Source organism: Mixta sp. Marseille-Q2659 (genome assembly GCF_940807255.1).
Taxonomy (GTDB): Bacteria; Pseudomonadota; Gammaproteobacteria; order Enterobacterales; family Enterobacteriaceae; genus Mixta.
In genome coordinates this window covers 1-22,944 of record NZ_CALNWY010000003.1, presented here as the reverse complement: position 1 = coordinate 22,944, position 22,944 = coordinate 1, and the positions used below count along the sequence as shown (strand labels likewise).

Below are 22,944 nucleotides of genomic sequence, written 5' to 3'. Positions count from 1 at the left end.
GTTAGTTGTATTGTTAATAAATCATTTAACGATCAGGGCATGACACGATGAAATATTTAGCTGTATTGACCTTACTGCTCTCTGCGCTGCCATCCGGTGTGCCAGCCACCAGTACCGGTGCAGTAGCGATCGTCGGTTACATGAATACAGGCGGCTGCGACATGGGCGTTAAGGGCAGCATGTTAAACAGCGAATGTTATTTAAACGGTCAGTGGATCCGCCAGACTCAGCCGTTAAATGATTTAAGCACCAATAACAGGCTGGCGCAGGCGCTGGAGACAGAAGTTATCTGGCTGGACAAGCATCAGAAAAACGGACTTATCGTCATCAGCTATCGTTAAACCAAATGTTATAATATAACATTTGGTTTGTGTTGCCTAATGCGCCAGAATTATTCAGCGCGGCCCATGTAACGACGCTCGGCAATATGAATACGGATTTTGTCGCCATTGCTGAGGTATTCCGGCACCTGGATCGACAGGCCGGTACTCATAACGGCAGGTTTAGTACGCGCGCTGGCTGAAGCGCCTTTAATACCAGGCGAGGTATCAACAATTTCCATATCCACTGTTTGCGGCAGCTCAAGTGCCAGCACCTGGCCATCCATCGTCAACACCTGCATACCGGGCATGCCGCCTTCTGGAATAAAAAGCAGCTCTTCTTCGATTTGCTCTTTCTTAAAGATGTAAGGCGTGTAGTCTTCATCATCCATAAAGACATACTCATCGCCGTCCACATAGGAGAAGTTCACTGAACGACGAACCAGCGAAATGGCGTCAAGAATGTCATCGCCCTTAAAGCGTTCTTCTACTTTCATTCCGGTACGAATATCGGTAAAGCGCATTTTGTACAGCGTTGAGGCGCCGCGCGCGCTTGGGCTTTGAATATCAATGTCTTTAACCAGCAGCAGTTTGCCGTTCCAGGTTACGGCCATACCGCGTTTTATTTCGTTAGCTTTTGGCATGTCAATTCTCTCTGCATCGTGATAGTTAAGAATCGCGACAAAGTACTCTCGGCCAGCATAACAGGCAAGATCCCGCACCGATTTTTAGCGTAGCAGATGGCAATTTAACCCGCGGACTGTTATTGTCGCGCGGTTTTTGTGAGCGGAATGTTATGAGGCGGTGCGCTAATGGCGCGATAGCGTTCTGTCACCCGGTTTTGGCAAAGTCAGTGGAGGAAGTTAATGGAGTGTCGTACCGACTGCGGAGCCTGTTGCATCGCGCCTTCCATTTCCAGTCCTATTCCCGGTATGCCGCAGGGAAAACCGGCCAACACGCGCTGTGTTCAGCTTGCCGACGACTTCCGCTGCAAAATCTTCACTTCACCGCTGCGCCCGAAGGTGTGCGCCAGCCTGCAGGCGAGCCGGGAGATGTGTTCTGACAATCGCGATGCCGCCATAATTTTCTTAATCCAGCTCGAAGCAGAAACCGCGCCCTAAGCCTGTTTCATCTTTGTCCATGCAGCTCTCTTAACCTTCCTCACCCTGTCGATTCCCCTGTTTTCCGCTAAGCTGATATTAGCTGAAGCGTAACGGTAAAAGTCATTTACCCTTCAGCAACGATGTCAGCAACGTGGCCGACTTATTCCGAAAACGTAAATGAAATGTGCGTTGCTTCAAAAATATGCTACGCAATTTTACGTATAACTTGCATGCAAACGGCAGCGTGTCCCAAACTGATTGAAACGTTTCAGCGTTATCTCGGTAGTAAAGTTGGCATGGGATAACGCTTTTTTTCTCAATACAGCTGAAACGATTCAATTTCGGCAGGAGAGGAGAACTATGTTCCAGCTCGATATCAAGGCTATTCACCCAGGCCAAACAGCCAGCAATAAAGAAGAGGCTATTCGCCAGGTTGCTGCGGCGCTTACTGCCGCTGGCAATGTAGGCGAAGGCTACGTTAATGGCATGCTGGCTCGCGAACAGCAAACCTCAACCTATCTGGGCAACGGCATTGCCATTCCTCACGGCACAACCGACACCCGCGATCTGGTTCAGCAAACCGGCGTACAGGTCTTTCAGTTCCCGCAGGGCATCGCCTGGGGCGACGAGCAAACCGCTTATGTTGTTATCGGCATCGCCGCGCGCTCCGATGAGCATCTGGCGCTGCTGCGTCAGTTAACCCATGTGCTGAGCGATGACGACGTGGCCGCGCAGCTGCGTACCACCGATTCTGCTGAAGCGCTACGTAGTCTGCTGATGGGCGAGAAGCAGGGCAGCGAATTCAAATTCGATACTTCCCTGATCGCCACCGACGTGAACGCCAGCGATCTGATGACGCTGCAGGCGTTAAACGCCGGTCGTCTGCAACAGGCTGGTGCGGTTGATGCGCGCTTTGTTGCGCAGGTCATCAGCGCGAAACCGCTGAATCTCGGCCAGGGCATCTGGCTGAACGATAGCACCGACGGCAATCTCAGCAGCGGCGTCGCGGTCAGCCGCGCCGCGCAGCCTTTTGACGTGGATGGCGAACAGGCCGCAATGCTGGTAACCGTGGCGGTCGCCGATGATAAACCGTTGCAGGTGCTGAACTACCTGAGCGATCTGTTGGTGAAACAGAAAGCGGATCGCCTGCTGAAAGCGGATGCTGCAGGCGTGCTGGCGTTGTTAACCAGCGAAGTTGACGAGCAGGCCGACGTGCTGACGGCTGAATTTACCATTCGTAATGAACATGGACTGCACGCGTGTCCGGGTACTGCGCTGGTCAGCGTCATCAAGCAATTTAACTGTGATGTCACCGTAACGAACCTCGACGGCAGCGGTAAACCGGCCAACGGACGCAGCCTGATGAAGGTAGTGGCGCTGGGCGTGAAAAAAGGACATCGCCTGCGCTTTACCGCCAGCGGTGAAGATGCGCAGCAGGCGCTGAATGCGATTGAAGAGGCCATTAACAGCGGCCTTGGCGAGGGGGCAGCATGAGCGACGCGTCGCAACCATTACGTTAAATCCGGCTTATGACCTGGTAGGTTACTGCCCGGAAATCGAACGTGGCGAAGTCAACCTGGTGAAAACCACCGGCCTGCACGCCGCAGGCAAAGGCATCAATGTGGCGAAAGTGCTGAAAGATTTAGGCATCGACGTCACCGTCGGCGGTTTCCTGGGCAAAGAGAACCAGGATGGCTTTCAGCATCTGTTCAGTGAACTGGGCATCGCTAACCGTTTTCAGGTGGTCTCGGGCCGTACGCGCATCAACGTCAAGTTGACCGAAAAAGATGGTGAAGTCACCGATTTGAACTTCTCCGGCTTTGACGTCAGCGCACAGGACTGGGAGCGCTTTACCACCGATTCACTGACCTGGCTGGGACAGTTCGACATGGTCTGCGTCAGCGGCAGCCTGCCGGCGGGCGTATCGCCAGAAGCCTTTACCCGCTGGATGAGCGATCTGCGCGCCCAGTGTCCATGCATTATTTTTGACAGCAGCCGCGAAGCGTTGGTGGCGGGGCTGAAAGCGGCGCCCTGGCTGGTAAAACCCAACCGTCGCGAGCTGGAAATCTGGGCCGGACGCAAGCTGCCGACCCTGGAAGACGTTATCGAAGCGGCCCATGCACTGCGCGAACAGGGCATCGCTCACGTGGTGATTTCGCTGGGCGCGGAAGGCGCGCTGTGGGTTAACGCCTCCGGCGAATGGATTGCTAAACCGCCCGCCTGCGAAGTGGTCAGCACCGTTGGTGCGGGCGACTCCATGGTCGGCGGGCTGATTTACGGCCTGCTGATGCGTGAATCAAGCGAACACACGCTGCGTCTGGCGACCGCCGTTGCTGCACTGGCGGTAAGCCAAAGCAACGTCGGCGTTACCGATCGTACCCAGTTGGCCGCGATGATGGCGCGTGTCGAGCTGAAACCCTTTAACTGACAGCAGGAGAGGTAGAATGAAAACGCTGCTGATTACAGATCCTTCGCTGGGGCTGGCCTCCGGCTATGTGGCAAAACAACTTATCACGGCGGCGGCAGGCAATGCTGGCCTGACGCTGGTAGAAAATCCTGCTGATGCTGAACTGGTTATCGTGCTGGGCAACAAACTGCCCAACGATCCGGCGCTGAACGGCAAGACGGTATGGCTGGGCGATGCGGCGCAGGCGGTACGTAATCCGCAGGCCTTCCTCAACCAGGCCAAAGCGGAAGCGAAGCCCTGGCAGGCGCCAGCGGCGGAGCTGGTTACTGCGCTGCCTGCCAGCGCGGCGGCACCAGCGGAAGCTAAACGCATTGTCGCCGTTACCGCCTGTCCGACCGGCGTAGCGCACACCTTTATGGCGGCAGAAGCCATTGAGACCGAGGCGAAAAAGCGTGGCTGGTGGGTAAAAGTCGAAACGCGCGGCTCGGTTGGCGCGGGCAACCCGATATCGCCGCAGGAAATTGCCGATGCCGATCTGGTGATCGTGGCGGCGGATATTGAGGTGGATCTGGCGAAATTCGCTGGTAAACCGATGTATCGCACCTCAACCGGCCTGGCGCTGAAGAAAACCGCGCAGGAGTTTGATAAGGCGCTGGCGGAAGCGCGTCCTTATCAGCCGAAAGGTAATCAGGCGAATGCCGCCAGCGAAGGCGATCAGAAAGAACGCGCCGGCGCCTATCGCCATCTGCTGACCGGCGTTTCTTATATGTTGCCGATGGTGGTGGCGGGCGGCCTGTCGATTGCGCTCTCCTTTGCGTTTGGTATTACCGCTTTTAAAGAGCAGGGTACGCTGGCGGCGGCGCTGATGCAGATTGGCGGCGGCACCGCGTTTGCGCTAATGGTACCGGTGCTGGCGGGCTTTATCGCGTTCTCTATCGCTGACCGTCCGGGCCTGACGCCGGGTTTGATCGGCGGTATGTTGGCCAGTTCGATTAACGCCGGTTTCCTCGGCGGGATTATCGCCGGTTTCATTGCCGGTTACGCCGCGAAGTTCCTCAGCAGCAAGGTGAAACTGCCGCAAAGTATGGAAGCGTTGAAGCCGATATTGATCATTCCGCTGGTGGCGAGCCTGATCACCGGTCTGCTGATGATTTATGTGGTGGGTACGCCGGTCGCGAAGATCATGGAAGGCCTGACGCATTGGCTGGGTAATATGGGTACGGCGAATGCGGTACTGCTGGGCGCGATCCTGGGCGGCATGATGTGTGCCGATATGGGCGGCCCGATTAACAAAGTCGCCTATGCGTTTGGTGTTGGCTTGCTCAGTTCGCAAACTTACGCGCCGATGGCGGCGATTATGGCTGCCGGGATGGTACCACCGCTGGCAATGGGCGTTGCCACGCTGCTGGCGCGTCGGAAATTTAACAAAGGGCAGCAGGAAGGCGGCAAAGCGGCGCTGGTGTTGGGGCTGTGCTTTATTTCCGAAGGGGCGATTCCGTTCGCGGCCCGCGATCCGATGCGCGTACTGCCTTGCTGCATCGTCGGCGGCGCGGTCACTGGCGCCATCTCCATGATGGTCGGCGCAAAACTGATGGCGCCGCACGGCGGTCTGTTTGTGCTACTGATCCCAGGCGCTATTACGCCGGTGCTGGGCTATCTGCTGGCGATTGCCGTGGGTACGCTGCTGGCCGGTGTGGCTTATGCGGTGCTGAAGCGTCCTGAGTCGGAGCTGGCGAAAGCCTGATCCTTCAGCGAACACCAATAAAAATGCCAGCCTGCGGGCTGGCATTTTTTTATCTTGTACGGGCTGAGCGATCAGAAGAACATGCCATACAGCAGGGCTGAAACCGTCAGCAGGCCGCCAAACAGCACGACAATCGCGGTGAGACCGCGCAGCGTCTGCAGCTCTTTGCGGGTATAGATCAGCCAGGAGGGGATCAGGAAAAGGAAGATCGCTATCAGCGGCCCGCACACGGTTTCAATCAGCGTAATCACATCCGGGTTAACGTAAACCACCGCGAATGAGACGGCGAACATAATCAGGAAGGCGATAACTTTGGCCTTCTTCCAGCCGGCCTCACTTTTCGCGCCGATAACTTCACCGGTCAGCGTGGTAAAGGTTTCCGCTACGGACAGGCAGACCCCCAGAAAGGATTTGGTCATCCCCAGGATAGCGATAAGCGGCGCGATGTAATAAATCAGATTTGATCCGCCGTTGCCTTCCATCACCGACAGCACATTCAGGTTTTGCGCTTTCGCCTCAACGAAGGTGTCATGAGGAATGCTTAAAATACAGCTCAGCACAAAGAAGACGATGCTAAAGAAAATCAGCCCATAGGCCAGGCGAATAACCAGCACGGATTTCTGCTCGCCGCCGTTGCCTTCCTCACGATAGTAAGAGGCGAGCGGCGAAATCATCGGCGTAGAGCAAAACGCAAAGGTCACCAAAGGCAGCGTCAGCCAGAGATTTTTAATCGTCTCTCCGGCGGGCGCGGTATTGGTCGCTTTCAGCGCATCGGTAAAGTTCGCCAGGTGCCAGCCGGGGATCAGGATGATTGCGATTGCCAGCACGGTAAGCGCGAACGGCAGCGCTAAGGCGCTCAGCGTGCTAACGACTTTATCGCGCCCGTTGCTCAGCAATAAAAACAGAAAAGCCACCACAATAAACGACAACATTCCCCGATTGATGGCGGCAAAATGCAGGTGTGCCGTAAAGAGATTATCCAGCGCGTTAACCAGTGAAATGCCGTACACCAGCGTCACCGGAAAATGGGCAATACAAAAATAGATTTTAATCGCCTGGCGTCCTTTCGCGCCAAAACAGGAGCCGAACATCGGCAGGCTTTTATCGGCGGTTTGATGATCGCGCATAAATACGCGACCGATTAATACATGCGGCACCATTGACAGCGGGAAGCCCAGCAGCAACAGCATAAAAAACACCATCGGGCCACGGGTGCCGATTTCTACCGGCAGAAACAGCGTTCCGGCGCCGACCGTCGAGCCATACACGCTCAGTATCCAGATCGTATCCTTCAGCGACCAACCGCGCGCCACCGGCTTCACCGCATTTAAGGTTGTTTCAGTGGTCATTACCATGCCTCCTGAACATTTCGCCCGGCGCGACGAACAATTGCCAGAAAGCCCAATGCTGTAACATTTTGGCGGGGGAGGATTTGTGTTTGCATACTGATACCTTTATCTGCAGGCCCGTAATTTTTATTGGTTATATAAAGCGGATGCTTTAACGAGCGGTTAATAGAGAAAGGCAATTGTTAAATTAAGTAATTTAATACGTTCAATAATCCCTGTTTAACGCGATGCTTTAATTTAAAAAATTACCTTCCTATTAATTAGCACAGCTAATAATCCTGAAAAAGCCTGTTTCTATTCGAAGTTACTCTATGTTGCGTCAGAAAAGCCGCCTGAAAGGAATTAAAAACGTGTCCGGAAAACATCGTTGTAACGCTCTATTATCTTTTGACGAAATAGTTGCGCTAAAGAAATGATAAATTATGCTGCTATAAAGTTGCGAGGTTATAAAGTTGTGTATTATCAGCAGTGAGGTGTTACCGATTAAAGCCGGTTAATTAACGCGAGCGGGAGAAGGGGATCTGGCGTGGCGCTGCCCTTTACGGCGGCGCCACGCCATGTGATTAAGGATTTACAGCGGCAATCTGCTGCGATTTCAGCCAGGCGATTTCATCTTTCCAGATGTCAGGATTGATGGTTTCCAGAATCAACGGAATATTGTCGAAGCGGCTGTCTTTCATTAGCCAGCTAAACACGGTTTTGCCAATATTGCCTTCGCCCAGGCTGTGATGGCGGTCAACGCGGCTGGCGTAAGCGCTTTTCGCATCATTCAGGTGCATACCGCGCAGATAGCGAAAGCCGACAATGCGATCGAACTCGGCAAAGGTCGTCTCGCAGTCCGCTTCGCTGCGCAGATCGTAACCACCGGCAAAAGCATGGCAGGTATCAATGCAAACGCCGACGCGCGATTTATCTTCCACCTGATCGATAATCGCCGCCAGATGTTCAAAACGATAGCCCAGATTGCTGCCCTGACCGGCGGTGTTTTCAATCACCGCGGTGACGCCGGTGGTTTTATCCAGCGCGATATTCACTGATTCAGCAATGCGTGACAGGCAGGCATCTTCATCGATCTGGCTAAGATGGCTGCCGGGGTGGAAATTCAGCAGCGTCAGGCCCAGCTGCTCGCAGCGCTGCAGCTCATCGATAAAGGCCGCGCGGGACTTCTCCAGCGGCTCTTCCTGCGGATGACCGAGGTTAATCAAAAAACTGTCGTGCGGCAGGATCTGACCGCTGCTGTAGCCATATTTTTCGCAGGCATTGCGAAAGGCGCTGATGGTCGCCGCGGATAACGGTGCCGCCCGCCACTGGCGCTGGTTTTTGGTAAACAGCGCAAACGCGGTCGCTTCCAGTTCATGGGCGCGTAACACCGCCTGTTCCACACCGCCCGCTGCGCTGACATGTGCGCCAATAAATTTCATGCGTCTCTCCTGTTAATGGCCCGCCTGAGCAGGCAGGCCATAATACCTGATGCGCTTAAGGCAGAAAATGGTGAACCAGCAGGTTAATCGCGCCGCCGCCCAGCAGCAGCCAGATAAACAGTAACGATCCCAGCAGCAGCGGGCGTACACCTGCTTTCCTGAGGGCGCTCACGTGCGTGGTCAGCCCAAGCGCTGCCATCGCCATTGCCAGCAGCAGCGTATCGAGCTGGTTGATACGCGCAATCATGTCGGCAGGCAGCAGATGAAAAGAGTTAAACAGCGCGACCGCGATAAACAGCAGGGCAAACCAGGGAAACGGCAACGCTTTTTTCTGTGTCGCCATCTGTGGGCTTTGACGCTGTATCCAGGCGGTAAGCAGCAGCAGAAAGGGCGCCAGCATCATGACGCGCAGCATTTTAGCGATGACCGCCGCATTTTCCGCGTCCGGGCCAATCGCATGGCCAGCCGCCACCACCTGTGCCACTTCATGTACGGTGGAGCCGGTATAGATGCCAAACTGCGTGGCGGTCAGCTGCGGGAAGAGATGCTGCGCCAGCGGCCACAGCAGGGGATAAAGAAATATCGCCAGCGTGCCGAACAGCACCACGGTTGCAATCGCCACCGCCACTTTCGAGGCCTGTGCTTTGACGACCGGCTCAGTGGCCAGCACGGCGGCGGCCCCGCAAATACTGCTTCCGGCGCCGATCAGCCAGCAGGTTTCGCGATCGAGCCCCAGCCAGCGGCGTCCCAGCCAGCAGGCCAGCAGAAAGGTGGAACTGAGCGTCAGCGCATCGATAATTATCCCGCTGAAGCCCACGCTGGCGATCTGCTGAAAGGTCAGATGGAAGCCGTACAAAATGATCCCCAAACGCAGCAAGCGCTGCTTCGCCAGCAGCACGCCGCTGTCGCAGGCAGAATAGAGGCGCGGATAAAAGGTGTTACCTACCAGCATGCCAAGCACAATCGCCAACGTCAGCGCACTCAGTCCCAATGCGGCGACGGCAGGCTGGCTGCCGAGCATTAACGCGGCGGCGGCAATCAGGCCGGTCAGCAGCAGTCCGGGTAAAAAGCGTCCCGGATGATGATGTGATTTAGAAAAAATGAGTTCAGCCATAGTCACACTCCTCTCTGATGAGACAAGTCTCCTGTTAGCTGGCTTAAAAGTAAAATTGATTATATATTTATAATTAATCGAAATAAGTAGTATAAGGTGAGAAAGACGTTATTGATAATCTGGAGCCTGCTGCCCGATAGTTTTTACCCTGCCTGCAGGTAAAATCGCGGTTTTTCAGCCATTCTGTACAGTGCATTAAACCCGGCGTTGATAGCGCGTATTGCTGGTCATGTGCCGAAGTGAGTCCGCTATTCATAATGGCGGTTTGTAAATCGTGGTACGGTTATGCCTGCGGCTACAGGCTTTACGCAGCCTGCGCCGAGACGGAATACAGGAAGAAGAATGCTGTTTAATCGTTTACGCCGCTGGGCGCGGCTCATTAAGAAAGATGCCCTGACGTTATGGTTTGCCTGCCGCGATCCGCAGGCACCACTGTGGCTGAAAGTGTTTACCGGCGTGCTGGCAGCCTATACCTTTAGCCCGATCGATCTGATCCCTGATGTAATCCCCTTAGTAGGATGGCTGGACGATGCGGTCATTGTGCCGTCGGGCGTCATGCTGCTGCTGCGCGCCATGCCCGCTCAGGTACGCGCCCGCAGCCTCGCCAAAGTGGAAAGGCGGCAGCAACAGGGTAAAAAATTAATTAGCCGCAGCGCGCTGGTCATTCTGCTGCTGCTCTGGCTGGCGCTGCTGATGTGGGGCGTCAGACATTTTATGTCGTAAAGGAAAATCGATGCATATTACGCTGCGTCAAATTGAAGTGTTTACCGAAGTGTTGAAAAGCGGATCCACCACCCAGGCTTCCCAACTGCTTTCACTGTCTCAGTCGGCGGTCAGCGCGGCGCTGGCCGATCTGGAGGGACAGCTGGGCGTACAGCTGTTTGACCGCGTCGGCAAACGTTTAGTGTTGAATGAACATGGACGTCTGCTCTATCCACGCGCGGTAGGGCTGCTGGAGCAGGCGACCGATATCGAGCAGCTGTTCCGCGAGGACAACGGTGCGATTCGCCTGTATGCCAGCAGCACCATCGGCAACTATCTACTGCCGGGCATGATCGCCGCCTGGCGGCGCGATTATCCGCAGCTGCCGCTGGAGCTGAGCGTCGGCAACAGTCAGGATGTGATTAACGCGGTGGCGGATTTTCGCGTCGATCTGGGGCTGATCGAAGGGCCGTGCCACGTCAGCGATATTGTCAGCGAACCCTGGCTGGAAGATGAGCTGGTGGTGTTTGCCGCGCCGGATACGCCGTTACGCCAGCAACCAGTGACCCTGGAAAGCCTGGCCGCCGCGCCCTGGATCCTGCGCGAGCAGGGCTCCGGCACGCGGGAAATTGTTGATTATCTGCTGTTGTCGCATCTGCCGCAGTTTCAGCTGGCGCTGGAGCTGGGCAATTCGGAAGCCATCAAGCACGCGGTGCGGCACGGCATGGGCATTAGCTGTCTGTCGCGGCGGGTTATCGCCGAGCAGCTGGAGACCGGCTCTTTGGTTGAGATTGCTATTCCGCTGCCGACGCTCTCGCGTACGCTTTATCGTATTCATCACCGGCAAAAACATATCTCAAAGGCGCTGACGCGCTTTCTCAGCTACTGCCGCGAATAAGCGCAGCGCCGTTTTTCTCGCTGGCAACCGCGTCCGGCGAAAAGGCTGAACGGCTTTAAATGCGGCGGCGTAAAGCCCGGGGCGATGTTGCTAATAATCTGGCGTGGATCATGAAGGTAACTTATAACGGCGGGTTATTACTATACTTGACCGGTCGAGTTGCTACAATCGCGCCTCTTTTCACCCCTTTTACAGCGTTTAAATATGGTTCAGGATAAAAAAACAACACAACAACCTGGGTTGCAGCGTGCGCTGAAGGCGCGTCATCTGACAATGATCGCTATCGGCGGCTCTATCGGCACCGGGCTTTTTGTCGCTTCAGGCGCGACCATCTCACAGGCGGGGCCTGGCGGTGCGCTACTCTCCTATGCCCTGATCGGGCTGATGGTTTACTTTTTAATGACCAGCCTCGGCGAACTGGCGGCCTTTATGCCGGTTTCCGGCTCTTTCTCCACCTATGGTGCCAAATATGTCGAAGAGGGTTTTGGCTTCGCGCTTGGCTGGAACTACTGGTACAACTGGGCGGTTACTATCGCCGTTGACCTGGTGGCATCACAGCTGGTGATGAGTTACTGGTTTCCCGATACGCCGGGCTGGATCTGGAGCGCGCTGTTCCTCGGCCTGATGTTCCTGCTGAATTACATTTCGGTAAAAGGCTTTGGCGAAGCGGAATACTGGTTCTCGCTGATCAAAGTGGCCACCGTGATTATCTTTATCGCCGTCGGTGTGCTGATGATTGTCGGCATTCTGCGCGGCGGCGATCACGCCGGCTGGGAAAACTGGCAGATTGGCGAGGCGCCTTTTGCTGGCGGTTTCTCCGCGATGATCGGCGTGGCGATGATTGTCGGCTTCTCCTTCCAGGGCACGGAGCTGATCGGCATTGCGGCGGGCGAATCAGAAGATCCGGCGAAAAACATTCCGCGCGCGGTGCGTCAGGTGTTCTGGCGTATTCTGCTGTTCTATATCTTCGCCATTCTGATTATCAGCCTGATTATCCCTTATACCGATCCCAGCCTGCTGCGCAACGACGTGAAAGATATTAGCGTCAGCCCGTTCACGCTGGTGTTCCAGCATGCCGGCCTGCTGTCAGCGGCGGCGGTCATGAACGCGGTGATCCTGACGGCGGTACTGTCGGCGGGCAACTCCGGCATGTACGCTTCCACGCGTATGCTGTTCACTCTTGCCAGCGAAGGCAAAGCGCCGCGTATTTTCGCCAAACTGTCGAAAAACGGCGTGCCGCGTAACGCGCTGTATGCCACCACGGTGGTGGCGGCGCTCTGCTTCCTGACCTCCAAATTCGGCAACCAGCAGGTTTATCTGTGGCTGCTGAACACCTCCGGCATGACCGGTTTTATCGCCTGGCTTGGCATCGCCATCAGCCACTACCGCTTCCGTCGCGGCTATGTGGCGCAGGGACATAATCTGGCGGATCTGCCTTATCTGTCCGGTTTCTTCCCGCTGGGGCCGATCTTCGCCTTTGTTCTCTGCCTGATCATTACCCTGGGGCAGAACTACCAGGCGTTCCTGGCCGATAAAATTGACTGGTACGGCGTGGCCGCTACCTATATCGGTATTCCGCTGTTCCTGGTTATCTGGTTTGGCTACAAGCTGGTGCGTCGCAGCCGTTTTGTCCGCTACAAGGACATGGAGTTTCCGCGTTTCGGTAAGTAACGGTTAAACAGAGACTGGTAAAATAAAGGCGCGACTCAGGTCGCGCCTTTTTGCTATGCGGCAAAGTTGTTACAAATTGCATTGATAACCATTATCATTTGTTCTATTGTTCGAGCCCTTAACGTCAGAAAGCGACGATGACGGCGGGGGAAGGGCAGCGTTCCATGCGTTGTTGCGCCGTCAGGCAGGCAACCGATGCCGCGCCCGCGACTGAAATATTGACAGGATTTAACATGAGTGTAACACCTGATTCCGCTTCCTGTGCCAGCGCCAAAGCGCCTGAGCAGGTAATGGGACGCTACCACCAGCTTTTACGGCATCGTCTGATGCTGATGGGCGTGCTGCTGGTGGCCATTCTGGCTTCGCTAATCTTAGACTTTACCCTCGGTCCTTCTGGCCTGACGCTGGATACGCTGTGGCATACGCTGCTGCAGCCGGACAGCGTCGATGCCGGAACGCGCGTGATCGTCTGGGAAATCCGGCTGCCTTACGCGCTGATGGCGGTCGTGGTCGGCCTGGCGCTCGGCCTCGCCGGGGCAGAGATGCAAACCATTTTAAATAACCCGCTCGCCAGCCCCTTTACGCTTGGCGTCTCCTCTGCCGCTGCCTTCGGCGCCGCGCTGGCCATTATTCTCGGCATCGGCATTCCCGGCATTCCCGACCAGTGGTTTGTTTCCGGCAACGCCTTTATCTTTGCGCTGTTTGCTGCCCTGATGCTGGACGCGGTGACGCGCTGGACGCGGGTTGCTACCTCTGGCGTAGTGCTGTTTGGCATTGCGCTGGTGTTTACTTTTAACGCGCTGGTGTCGATGCTGCAATTTATCGCCAGCGAAGATACCTTGCAGGGCCTGGTCTTCTGGACGATGGGCAGCCTGGCGCGCGCCTCATGGGAAAAGCTGGGGATCTTAAGCGCGGCGGTATTGCTGCTGCTGCCGTTTTCCTTAATGAGTTCCTGGAAACTGACCGCGCTGCGCCTCGGCGAAGATCGCGCCATCAGTTTCGGCATCGATGTGCGTCGCCTGCGTCTGGGCACGCTGCTGCGCATCAGCATTCTCTCAGCGCTGGCGGTAGCCTTTGTCGGGCCGATTGGCTTTATCGGCCTGGTGGCGCCGCACATTTCGCGCCTGATTTTTGGTGAAGATCATCGCTTCTACCTGCCTGCCAGCGCCCTGACCGGCGCGCTGGTGCTGTCGATGGCGTCGGTTGCCTCGAAAAACCTGATCCCCGGCATTATTATTCCGGTCGGCATCGTCACCTCGCTGGTTGGCGTGCCGTTCTTCCTGACTATTATTTTGCGTCATCGGGGGAATGTCTGATGGAAGGCTTACAGATCCGCGCATTTCATACCGGTTATCCGAAGCGCAAGGTCATTGAAAATCTTAACGTGCCGCAGCTGCCGCGCGGCAAAATTACCGTGCTGCTGGGGCCGAACGGCTGCGGTAAATCGACGTTGCTGCGCTCGCTGGCCGGCTTAAACCGGGCGCAGGGCGAGCTGTGGCTTAACGGCGAAGAGCTGATGGTGCAGCCTTTTGTGCGGCGCGCGCAAAAGGTGGTTTATCTGCCGCAGTCGCTGCCGGCGGGCGTCCATCTGCACGTGCTGGAGTCGATCATCGTCGCCCAGCGCGCCTCCGGCAGTCATGGCAGCCGCGTTGCCAGCGAAGCGGAAGTGATGACGCTGCTGGAGCAGCTGGGCATTGCGCATCTGGCGTTAAGCTATCTCGATCAGCTTTCCGGCGGACAAAAACAGCTGGTGGGATTAGCGCAGTCATTAATTCGTCGCCCGGAATTACTATTACTGGATGAGCCGCTCAGCGCGCTGGATTTAAACTATCAGTTTCACGTAATGGATTTAGTTCGCCGTGAAACGCGCCTGCGGAATATTGTTACCGTGGTGGTGGTGCATGATATTAATATCGCGCTGCGCCATGCGGAACATGTATTAATGCTGCAGCAGGGCAGGTTAATTGCCGATGGCGAACCGGAAAAGGTGATTACTGCGGAAAGCCTCGCTGAAGTTTACGGCGTACGCGGACGCATTGAGCGCTGCTCGCAGGGAACGCCGCAGGTGTTAATTGACGGGCTGGTAACGGCGCCGAGCCTGTAACCAACGGAGCGGCCTGCGCCGCCCTTAATCCATCAGCAGTTAAATAAATATAACCTTAAGCCGTCAGTGGATAATAAGCGCTGGCGCTTTATAAATAATCGACATAATAAGGCCGTAAAATTTAATCAAGCGGCCGCCGTTTAAATAACGGTTAAATAATTTTTTGGGGATGCTTTATCACCCCTTTCAATGTGAGCGACACATTTTAAACCTTGTTACTTTGACCTCATGGAGAGAATATGTTTCGCTTAAATGGTGTAATGCGGGCCGGTATTTTTACGTCCGTTTTGGCCGTGACGCTGCCTGTTAATGCCGCTGGAGAAGATGCCAGCGATACGATGGTGGTAACCGCCTCGGCGAATGAAATTAACTTACAGGATGCGCCAGCCAGCATTAGCGTTATCACCAGTGAAGAGATTAAGCGTAAACCGGTACAAAACCTGCGTGATGTATTACGTGAAGTGCCGGGCGTCCAGCTGACCGACGAAGGGGATAACCGTAAGGGCGTCAGCCTGCGCGGGCTGGACAGCAGCTACACCTTGATCCTGATTGACGGCAAGCGCGTCAGCTCACGCAATGCAGTCTTCCGCCATAACGACTTCGACCTTAACTGGATCCCGGTTGATGCCATCGAACGTATCGAAGTAGTGCGCGGCCCGATGTCCTCGCTGTACGGGTCCGATGCGCTGGGCGGCGTGGTGAATATTATCACCCGCAAAGTAGGCAAGGCCTGGCACGGCACCCTGAGTGCTGACACCACTATTCAGGAGCATCGTGATCGCGGTGATAGCTACAACGGCAACTTCTTTACCAGCGGGCCGCTGATTGACGACCTGCTCGGCGTAAAAGTCTACGGCAACCTCGGCAAGCGCGAAAAAGATGATGCGCCCGCCAACGGCGAATCTGCGCGCATCGAAGGTTACACCACGCGCAACGGCAATGCCGAATTTACCCTGACGCCGACTGATAACCAGGAGATCGGCCTGGGTTACGGCTTCGATCGGCAAGATCGCGACTCCGACTCGCTGGATAAAAATCGTCTTGAGCGCCAGAACTACAGCATCAGCCATAACGGGCGCTGGGACTTTGGCAATACGGAGCTGCGCTTCTACGGCGATAAAGTGGATAACTACACCAGCAAAACCATTACCTCGCGCAATAACAGCCTCGACGGCAAGCTGGTGCTGCCGCTGATGGATATTAACCAGCTGCTGACCGTCGGCGGCGAGTGGCGACACGATAAGCTGAGCGATGCGGTAAACCTGAAGGGCAGCGGCAGCACCTCCGCCAGCCAGTACGCGCTGTTTGTTGAAGATGAGTGGCGGCTGCTGGAGTCGCTGGCGCTGACCGGCGGCGTGCGTATGGACGATCATGAAACCTACGGCGATCACTGGAGCCCGCGTCTCTACCTGGTCTGGAACGCCACCGATAATGTGACGGTAAAAGGCGGCTGGGCCAACGCCTTTAAAGCACCTTCGCTGCTGCAGCTCAGCCCTGACTGGCAGAGCAACTCCTGTCGCGGCAGCTGCGCGGTGGTCGGCAGCCCGGATCTGAAGCCGGAAACCAGCGAAAGCTTTGAGCTGGGCCTTTACTGGCGCGGCGACGAAGGCTGGCTGGATGGCGTGACCGGCAGCATCACTGCCTTTCAGAATAACGTTGATGACATGATCAGCATTTCGCGCACCTCGGACAAGGCGCTGGCGCCGGGCTACAGCAACTATGTTGGCGTCAATGATGAGGGTAATCCGGTGTTCCGCTATTACAACGTTAACAAGGCGCGTATTACCGGGCTGGAAACCGAACTGAAGGTGCCGCTGACCGATCGCTGGAAACTGACGCTGAACTATACCTACAGCGACGGACGCGATCTGAGCAACGGCGGCAACAAACCGCTGCGTGAGCTGCCGCTGCATACCGCCAACGGCACGCTCGACTGGACGCCGGTGGATGACTGGAATGTCTATCTGCAGGCCAACTACTCCGGTGAACGTCGTACGCTGAATAACGATGGCGTGACGCCGGGCGGCTACGTGCTGTGGAACAGCGGCGCCAGCTGGCAGGCCACCAAAGCGGTTAAGCTGCGCGCGGGCGTGCAGAATCTGCTGGATAAAGATTTCAGCCGCGATGACTACGGCTTTAATGAGGATGGACGCCGCTACTTCCTGGCGATGGATTACAGCTTCTGATGAAAAAGGGCGGCCGAGGCCGCCCTTTTTTATGCCAGCAGATGTTGCGCGTGAAAGCGCAGGTGATCCTCAACGAATGAAGCGATAAAGAAATAGCTGTGATCGTAACCCGGCTGGATGCGCAACGTCAGCGGCCAGCCGTTTTGCTGCGCTACGGCTTTCAGCCGTTCAGGCTGGAGCTGATCGGCCAGGAACTGATCGCTGTCACCTTGATCGATCAGGATCGGCAGCTGCGCCTGTGTCTGCTGCATGAGCAGACAGCTGTCATACTGCTGCCATTGTTCAGCATCTTCCCCTAAATAGGCGCGGAACGCTTTTTGTCCCCAGGGCACTGAACTGGGATTAACAATCGGCGCAAAGGCAGAGGCGGAGGCAAATCGGTGCGGATTACGCAGCGCCAGCATCAGCGCGCCGTGGCCGCCCATGGAATGGCCCATAATCGCCTGACGATCGCTTATTTTAAAGCTGGCGGCAATCAGCGCCGGCAGCTCATCATTAAGGTAATCGTACATATGGAAATTGTGCCGCCACGGCTCCTGGGTGGCGTTCAGGTAGAACCCGGCGCCCTGGCCCAGATCGTACGCCTCATCGTTTGGCACTTCGTCGCCGCGCGGGCTGGTATCAGGCATCACCAGCACCAGCCCCAGCTCTGCCGCAATGCGTTGCGCGCCGGACTTAACGGCGAAGTTTTCATCGGTACAGGTCAGGCCCGCCAGGCACCAGACCACCGGCGGCGGGGTATCCCCTTTTGGCCCCGGCAAAAAGATGCCAAAGGTCATATTGCAGCCCAGCACCGACGAGTGGTGGCGCCAGCGCTGCTGCCAGCCGCCAAACAGGCGATGCTCTTCCAGTAATTCCAGCGTTGTTGGCATGATAGCTCCCGTTTACTTACTGAAATGCACCACGGAGCGAATCGATTTGCCTTCGTGCATCAGGTCGAAAGCCTCGTTAATCTCCTCCAGCGGCATGGTATGCGTAATGAAATCATTCAGCTGGAACTTGCCATCGAGGTAATCCTGCACGATGCCTGGCAGCTGCGAACGGCCTTTGACGCCGCCAAAGGCGGAGCCGCGCCAGACGCGACCGGTCACCAGCTGGAACGGACGGGTGGAGATCTCTTCGCCCGCGCCCGCTACGCCGATAATCACCGACTCGCCCCAGCCTTTATGGCAGCACTCCAGCGCCGAACGCATTACGTTTACATTGCCGATGCACTCGAATGAGAAGTCTACGCCGCCGTCGGTCATCTCCACGATGACTTCCTGAATCGGTTTGTCATAATCTTTCGGGTTAATCAGGTCGGTAGCGCCCAGTTTGCGCGCCAGATCGAACTTGCTGGTGTTGATATCGATACCGATAATGCGGCCCGCTTTCGCCATTTTCGCGCCGATAATCGCCGACAGACCGATACCGCCAAGGCCGAAAATCGCCACGGTATCGCCTTCCTTCACTTTGGCGGTATTCATCACCGCGCCCATGCCGGTCGTTACGCCGCAGCCCAGCAGACATACTTCTTCCAGCGGCGCTTCTTTGCTGATTTTCGCCAGCGAGATTTCCGGCACTACGGTGTACTCAGAGAACGTAGAGGTGCCCATATAGTGGAAAATCGGCTTGCCGTCCTTGAAGAAGCGAGTGGTGCCGTCCGGCATCAGACCTTTGCCCTGCGTGGTGCGGATTGCCTGGCACAGGTTGGTTTTGCCAGAGAGACAGAATTTGCACTGGCCGCACTCCGGCGTATAGAGCGGGATCACATGATCGCCCACCGCCACACTGGTCACGCCTTCGCCCACCGCTTCCACGATGCCGCCGCCTTCATGACCGAGGATTGCCGGAAACACGCCTTCCGGGTCCTTGCCTGACAGCGTATAGGCATCGGTATGACAAACGCCGGTGGCCACGATGCGCACCAGCACTTCGCCTTTTTGCGGCGGCATTAAATCCACTTCTTCGATTTTCAGCGGTTCGCCTGCGGCCCAGGCAACGGCGGCACGGGTCTTAATCATTTCCATTTATCAGCTCCAGGGGATGAATCAGTTCATCGTTAACGGGTTTGTCATCAAATTGTTCAATAATCAGGTACTTCAGCGCTTCCACATTGGGCGTAAACGCATCGCGCCGCCAGAGCAGCCAGGTGGCGGTATCGGCAAACTTCGGCGGCAGCACGTGCGCCTGCACCCGCTCGCGGGCGGGCATTTGCGCCAGCACCGACTGCGGAATCAGCGCCACGCCTGCACCGCTGGCGACGCAGGCCATCATCGCGTGATAGGACTGGATCTCCATAATGTTGTGCGGCTGCACATTGCTGGCGCGGAACCACTCCTCCAGTCGCAAACGATAGGAACAGCTGGTGCGAAAGGCGAATACCGTATCGCCGCTGGCATCAGCCGCACTGTGGATCGGCGCATGATCGGCGCTGGAGATCAGCATCATCTGCTCGCGAAAGGCGATGCAGCCGTTCAGCTCATCATAGTTTACCGGCCCGTCGACCAGCGCCGCCGCCAGCGTGCCTTCACGCACCCGATCAATAATCTCGCCGGAGGTGCCGGTGATCAGCGACAGCGCCACCGTCGGATAACGCTGATGATAGGCCGCCAGCAGGTTAGGCAACCGCGTGGCGGCGGTACTTTCCATCGAGCCGAGGGCGAAATTGCCGCCCGGTTCGCCGGTGCGCGCCATACTTAACGCCTCGTCGCTCAGCGCCAGAATGCGCTGGGCGTAGTTAAGGAAATTATGGCCCATCGGCGACAAACGCAGGCGCTGCTTTTCACGAATGAAAAGATCGACGCCAATCTCCTGCTCAAGCTGGCGCAGACGCGTGGTGAGGTTGGAAGGTACGCGATGCAGCTGCTCGGCGGCACGCGCCACCGATCCGGTTTCCGCCACCGAACAGAACATACGTAACTGGACTAAATCCATCTGTTCTCTTACCGTAAGGAAGTTGGTTATAAGTATTCACTTTCCGTGAGTTTAAACGTCAGGCAAGATGGGTGCAACCGCTAAAACAGATAAGATGATATTAAGCATGCAGAATCTTCGCGATAGAACCGCGCCGGGAGCAGGGCGCATTGCGCTCAGCGCGCTACTGTCGCTGGTGGTGGCGATGGGCATTGGACGTTTTGCCTTTACGCCGCAGGTGCCGCTGATGATCGCAGAACATCAGCTGACGCTGACCAGCGCCAGCCTGGTGGCGGCGCTTAACTATCTCGGCTATCTGTGTGGCTCGTTTGATGCGATGCGCGCCCGCCAGCGGGTCGAGTTGCGTCTGCGCTGCGGTGTCTGGGGCGCGGTGGCGCTGACACTGCTTTCCGCCGTGTTGCATGGCCCCTGGCTGCACGGCGCGGCGCGCTTTTTTATCGGCTGGGCCAGCGGCTGGGCGATGGTGCTGGTGGCGGCCTGGAGCAGTGAACAGCTCCAGCGCCACGGCAAGCCTGGCCTGTCGGCGCTGGTTTTTGCCGGGCCGGGCGTCGGTATTGCGCTCAGCGGCCTGCTGGCGGTATTACTGAACGGCTACCAGGTTTCGGCCGCCGCCGCGTGGCTGGCCTATGGCGCCGCGGCGCTGCTACTGGTGGCGGCGATTGCCGTTAACCTGCCGCGCCAGGGCGAACTGCACCGGCCTGAAACGGCGCCCGCGCCGCTGGTGCTGAACGGCAATCTGAAGCGCCTGGTCTGGAGCTACAGTCTGGCGGGCTTCGGCTATATTCTGCCCGCCACTTTTCTTTCTCAACTGGCGGCGTCGCGCTTTCCACACAGCCCGTTTGCGCAGTATATCTGGCCGATCTTTGGCGGCGCGGCGGTTGCGGGGATTGCGTTGGGTATCCTGACCCGACGGCTGGGCGCCAGCCACTGCCGGCTGGCAATTGCGCTCTGGTTGCAGGCGCTGGGCGTCTTTCTCGGCGGGCTGCTGCCGGGTATCGGCGGGCTGGCGCTGGGCGCGTTGCTGACTGGCGGCGGCTTTCTGTGCGTGGTGCAATTGACATTGCAATATGGTCGCGAACTGGCGCCGCAGCATGTGCGTTACCTGGCCGGTTTGCTGACCACCGGCTACGCCGTCGGCCAGCTGGCGGGGCCGCTGCTCTCGTCGGTCTCCACACTGCTGTGGCACCGGCTCGATCCGGCGCTCTATGTAGCTGGCGCCGCGCTGCTGCTGGCGGGCGCGCTGGTCTGGCGGCGCGCTGTATGAAGGGATTTCAGCAGCCATTACGCGTATTCACTGGATAAACCGGGCGGAGTGCTTCAGAATACGCCCTCAGATTATTACCCCGATAACGACCGTGTTGGCGATTATCGGTTGTTACACCTGCTGGAGAAACATCAGATGGCGACGTTAAGTCATGAAGCCGCTCTGGTTCACGAAGCGCTGGTTGCGCGTGGACTGGAAACCCCGTTACGTACGCCCGTGCGTGAAATGGATGACGAAACGCGTAGACGGCTGATTGCCGGACATATGACAGAAATCATGCAGCTGCTTAATCTCGATCTGGAAGATGACAGCCTGATGGAAACGCCACATCGCATCGCCAAGATGTATGTGAATGAAATCTTCTCCGGTCTGGACTACGCTAATTTCCCGAAAATCACCCTTATCGAAAACAAGATGAAGGTGGATGAGATGGTAACGGTGCGCGACATTACCCTGACCAGCACCTGCGAACACCATTTCGTGATCATCGACGGCAAAGCGACCGTAGCTTATATCCCGAAAGATAAAGTGATCGGCCTGTCGAAAATCAACCGTATCGTGCAGTTCTTTGCTCAGCGCCCGCAGGTGCAGGAGCGACTGACCCAGCAGGTGCTGATCGCGTTGCAGACGCTGCTCGGCACCAATAACGTGGCGGTCTCCATTGACGCGGTGCATTACTGCGTGAAAGCGCGTGGCATTCGCGACGCCAATAGCGCCACCACCACGACTTCGCTGGGCGGCCTGTTTAAGTCGAGCCAGAACACGCGTCAGGAATTTTTACGCGCGGTGCGCCATAACTAATCCTCTCTGACGGCGGCAGGAACCGGCATGCAACGAAATATCACGCTGGATTTTATTCGTGGTCTCGCCATTCTCGGTATCCTGCTGCTGAACATCAGCGGCTTCGGCCTGCCTTCCGCCGCCTACCTGAATCCCGCCTGGCAGGGCCAGCCCGCCTTCAGCGACGCGCTGAGCTGGGCGCTGCTCGATCTGCTGGCGCAGAGTAAATTTCTCTCGCTGTTTGCCTTGCTGTTCGGCGCGGGCCTGCAAATGCTGTTGCCGCGCGGAAAACGCTGGCTACAGGCGCGCCTGAGCTGGCTGGTAATCTTCGGTTTTATCCATGCCATCTTCCTGTGGGAAGGGGATATTCTGCTGGCTTACGGCATTATCGGCCTGATTGCCTGGCGCATGATCCGTGATGTGCCCTCGACGCGATCGCTGTTTAACACCGGCGTGATGCTTTATCTGGTGGGCGTTGGCGTGCTGCTGCTGTTTGGCCTGATCTCCTCGCCTGAACCGGCGCGATCCTGGCTGCCCGGCGCCGCGGATATTCAGTATGAAATGTTCTGGAAGCTGAACGGCGGCGCGGAAGCGGTGCAAAACCGGCTCGATCATCTCTCGTCGATGCTGCTGGCGCTGGGCGCGCAGTATGGCTGGCAACTGGCGGGACTGATGCTGATCGGCGGCGCGTTGATGCGCAACGGCTGGCTACAGGGCGCCTTTAGCCGCCGTCACTATCGCCGCACGGCACTGGTGCTGTTAACCATCGGCTGGCTGATCCAGTTGCCCGCGACGCTGCTGCAATGGCATCTGGGTTGGGCGTTTCGCTGGACCGCTTTCTATTTACAGGCACCGCGCGACCTGGCCGCGCCGCTTATCGCGCTCGGCTATGCCGCGCTCTGCTTCGGCTTCTGGCCGCAGCTGGCCAAACTGCGCCTTACCCACGCAGTCTGCTGTGTTGGCCG

General features: G+C 56.8%; 21 protein-coding genes. 14 read left to right on the top strand and 7 right to left on the bottom strand.

What is annotated here, in order from left to right; genetic code table 11:
- The first annotated feature begins 47 nt into the window (after nucleotides 1-47).
- Nucleotides 48-341 (top strand): hypothetical protein, encoded by a 294-nt coding sequence (locus P3C52_RS03345; protein ID WP_275553796.1) that lies wholly within the window; start codon nucleotides 48-50, stop codon nucleotides 339-341.
- 50 nt (nucleotides 342-391) lie between these two features.
- Here P3C52_RS03345 and yeiP read toward each other — a convergent pair whose 3' ends face one another.
- Nucleotides 392-964, bottom strand: a complete 573-nt coding sequence (yeiP, locus tag P3C52_RS03340) for an elongation factor P-like protein YeiP (RefSeq protein ID WP_275553795.1) — start codon at nucleotides 962-964, stop codon at nucleotides 392-394.
- Nucleotides 965-1,186: 222 nt separating this feature from the next.
- Here yeiP and P3C52_RS03335 point away from each other — a divergent pair, with 222 nt between their 5' ends.
- From P3C52_RS03335 to fruA, 4 genes are all read left to right on the top strand, one after another.
- The gene (locus P3C52_RS03335; RefSeq protein WP_275553794.1) at nucleotides 1,187-1,441 is read left to right on the top strand and encodes a YkgJ family cysteine cluster protein; all 255 of its coding nucleotides are present in this window, start codon (nucleotides 1,187-1,189) and stop codon (nucleotides 1,439-1,441) included.
- A gap of 342 nt (nucleotides 1,442-1,783) precedes the next feature.
- Nucleotides 1,784-2,917 (top strand): fused PTS fructose transporter subunit IIA/HPr protein, encoded by a 1,134-nt coding sequence (gene fruB / locus P3C52_RS03330; protein WP_275553793.1) that lies wholly within the window; start codon nucleotides 1,784-1,786, stop codon nucleotides 2,915-2,917.
- Nucleotides 2,898-3,851: a 1-phosphofructokinase gene (fruK, locus tag P3C52_RS03325; protein ID WP_275553792.1), complete on the top strand. Its 954-nt coding sequence runs from the start codon at nucleotides 2,898-2,900 to the stop codon at nucleotides 3,849-3,851. Before fruB ends, fruK begins: the two co-directional genes overlap by 20 nt.
- Nucleotides 3,852-3,867: 16 nt before the next feature.
- Nucleotides 3,868-5,574: a PTS fructose transporter subunit IIBC gene (gene fruA, locus P3C52_RS03320; RefSeq protein ID WP_275553791.1), complete on the top strand. Its 1,707-nt coding sequence runs from the start codon at nucleotides 3,868-3,870 to the stop codon at nucleotides 5,572-5,574.
- A 71-nt stretch (nucleotides 5,575-5,645) separates the two neighbouring features.
- Here the strand turns inward: fruA and P3C52_RS03315 are convergent, their stop codons facing one another.
- From P3C52_RS03315 to P3C52_RS03305, 3 genes are all read right to left on the bottom strand, one after another.
- On the bottom strand, nucleotides 5,646-6,923 hold the full coding sequence (locus P3C52_RS03315) for an amino acid permease (protein ID WP_275553790.1): 1,278 nt from the start codon (nucleotides 6,921-6,923) through the stop codon (nucleotides 5,646-5,648).
- 563 nt (nucleotides 6,924-7,486) lie between these two features.
- The gene (gene nfo, locus P3C52_RS03310) at nucleotides 7,487-8,344 is read right to left on the bottom strand and encodes a deoxyribonuclease IV (RefSeq protein WP_275553789.1); all 858 of its coding nucleotides are present in this window, start codon (nucleotides 8,342-8,344) and stop codon (nucleotides 7,487-7,489) included.
- Between the two features lie 55 nt (nucleotides 8,345-8,399).
- On the bottom strand, nucleotides 8,400-9,458 hold the full coding sequence (locus P3C52_RS03305; RefSeq protein ID WP_275553788.1) for a YeiH family putative sulfate export transporter: 1,059 nt from the start codon (nucleotides 9,456-9,458) through the stop codon (nucleotides 8,400-8,402).
- Nucleotides 9,459-9,800: 342 nt separating this feature from the next.
- On the opposite strand from P3C52_RS03305, the gene P3C52_RS03300 reads away from it, so the two are divergent.
- The 6 genes from P3C52_RS03300 (at nucleotide 9,801) to cirA (ending at nucleotide 17,019) form a co-directional block, all read left to right on the top strand.
- Nucleotides 9,801-10,181 carry a YkvA family protein gene (locus P3C52_RS03300; RefSeq protein WP_275553787.1) on the top strand — a complete coding sequence of 127 codons (381 nt, stop codon included), beginning with the start codon at nucleotides 9,801-9,803 and terminating at the stop codon, nucleotides 10,179-10,181.
- A 10-nt stretch (nucleotides 10,182-10,191) separates the two neighbouring features.
- Nucleotides 10,192-11,058 (top strand): DNA-binding transcriptional regulator YeiE, encoded by an 867-nt coding sequence (gene yieE, locus P3C52_RS03295; protein ID WP_275553786.1) that lies wholly within the window; start codon nucleotides 10,192-10,194, stop codon nucleotides 11,056-11,058.
- 204 nt (nucleotides 11,059-11,262) lie between these two features.
- Nucleotides 11,263-12,729, top strand: coding sequence for an amino acid permease (locus P3C52_RS03290; RefSeq protein ID WP_275553785.1), 1,467 nt, complete (start codon nucleotides 11,263-11,265; stop codon nucleotides 12,727-12,729).
- Between the two features lie 233 nt (nucleotides 12,730-12,962).
- Complete coding sequence (locus tag P3C52_RS03285) at nucleotides 12,963-14,045, top strand: iron ABC transporter permease (RefSeq protein ID WP_275553784.1); 1,083 nt, start codon at nucleotides 12,963-12,965, stop codon at nucleotides 14,043-14,045.
- A complete protein-coding gene (locus tag P3C52_RS03280; RefSeq protein WP_275553945.1) occupies nucleotides 14,042-14,833 on the top strand; it encodes an ABC transporter ATP-binding protein in 792 nt (263 codons plus the stop codon). The genes P3C52_RS03285 and P3C52_RS03280 overlap by 4 nt, the downstream gene beginning before the upstream one ends.
- A 239-nt stretch (nucleotides 14,834-15,072) precedes the next feature.
- Nucleotides 15,073-17,019, top strand: a complete 1,947-nt coding sequence (gene cirA / locus P3C52_RS03275) for a catecholate siderophore receptor CirA (RefSeq protein WP_275553783.1) — start codon at nucleotides 15,073-15,075, stop codon at nucleotides 17,017-17,019.
- 29 nt (nucleotides 17,020-17,048) lie between these two features.
- On the opposite strand, the gene fghA is transcribed toward cirA, so the two are convergent.
- From fghA to P3C52_RS03260, 3 genes are read right to left on the bottom strand one after another with little or no spacing between them, the layout of a single operon-like run.
- On the bottom strand, nucleotides 17,049-17,891 hold the full coding sequence (fghA, locus tag P3C52_RS03270; protein WP_275553782.1) for an S-formylglutathione hydrolase: 843 nt from the start codon (nucleotides 17,889-17,891) through the stop codon (nucleotides 17,049-17,051).
- Between the two features lie 12 nt (nucleotides 17,892-17,903).
- Entirely contained in the window at nucleotides 17,904-19,028 is a 1,125-nt protein-coding gene (locus P3C52_RS03265; RefSeq protein WP_275553781.1) for an S-(hydroxymethyl)glutathione dehydrogenase/class III alcohol dehydrogenase, read from the bottom strand.
- Nucleotides 19,015-19,935 carry a LysR family transcriptional regulator gene (locus P3C52_RS03260; protein WP_275553780.1) on the bottom strand — a complete coding sequence of 307 codons (921 nt, stop codon included), beginning with the start codon at nucleotides 19,933-19,935 and terminating at the stop codon, nucleotides 19,015-19,017. Before P3C52_RS03260 ends, P3C52_RS03265 begins: the two co-directional genes overlap by 14 nt.
- 106 nt (nucleotides 19,936-20,041) lie before the next feature.
- Here P3C52_RS03260 and P3C52_RS03255 point away from each other — a divergent pair, with 106 nt between their 5' ends.
- From P3C52_RS03255 to yeiB, 3 genes are all read left to right on the top strand, one after another.
- A complete protein-coding gene (locus P3C52_RS03255; RefSeq protein WP_275553779.1) occupies nucleotides 20,042-21,199 on the top strand; it encodes a YbfB/YjiJ family MFS transporter in 1,158 nt (385 codons plus the stop codon).
- A 135-nt stretch (nucleotides 21,200-21,334) separates the two neighbouring features.
- Nucleotides 21,335-22,000, top strand: coding sequence for a GTP cyclohydrolase I FolE (folE, locus tag P3C52_RS03250; protein WP_275553778.1), 666 nt, complete (start codon nucleotides 21,335-21,337; stop codon nucleotides 21,998-22,000).
- Nucleotides 22,001-22,027: 27 nt separating this feature from the next.
- Nucleotides 22,028-22,944: DUF418 domain-containing protein YeiB (gene yeiB, locus P3C52_RS03245; RefSeq protein WP_275553777.1), on the top strand; the 917-nt coding region annotated here is incomplete at its 3' end.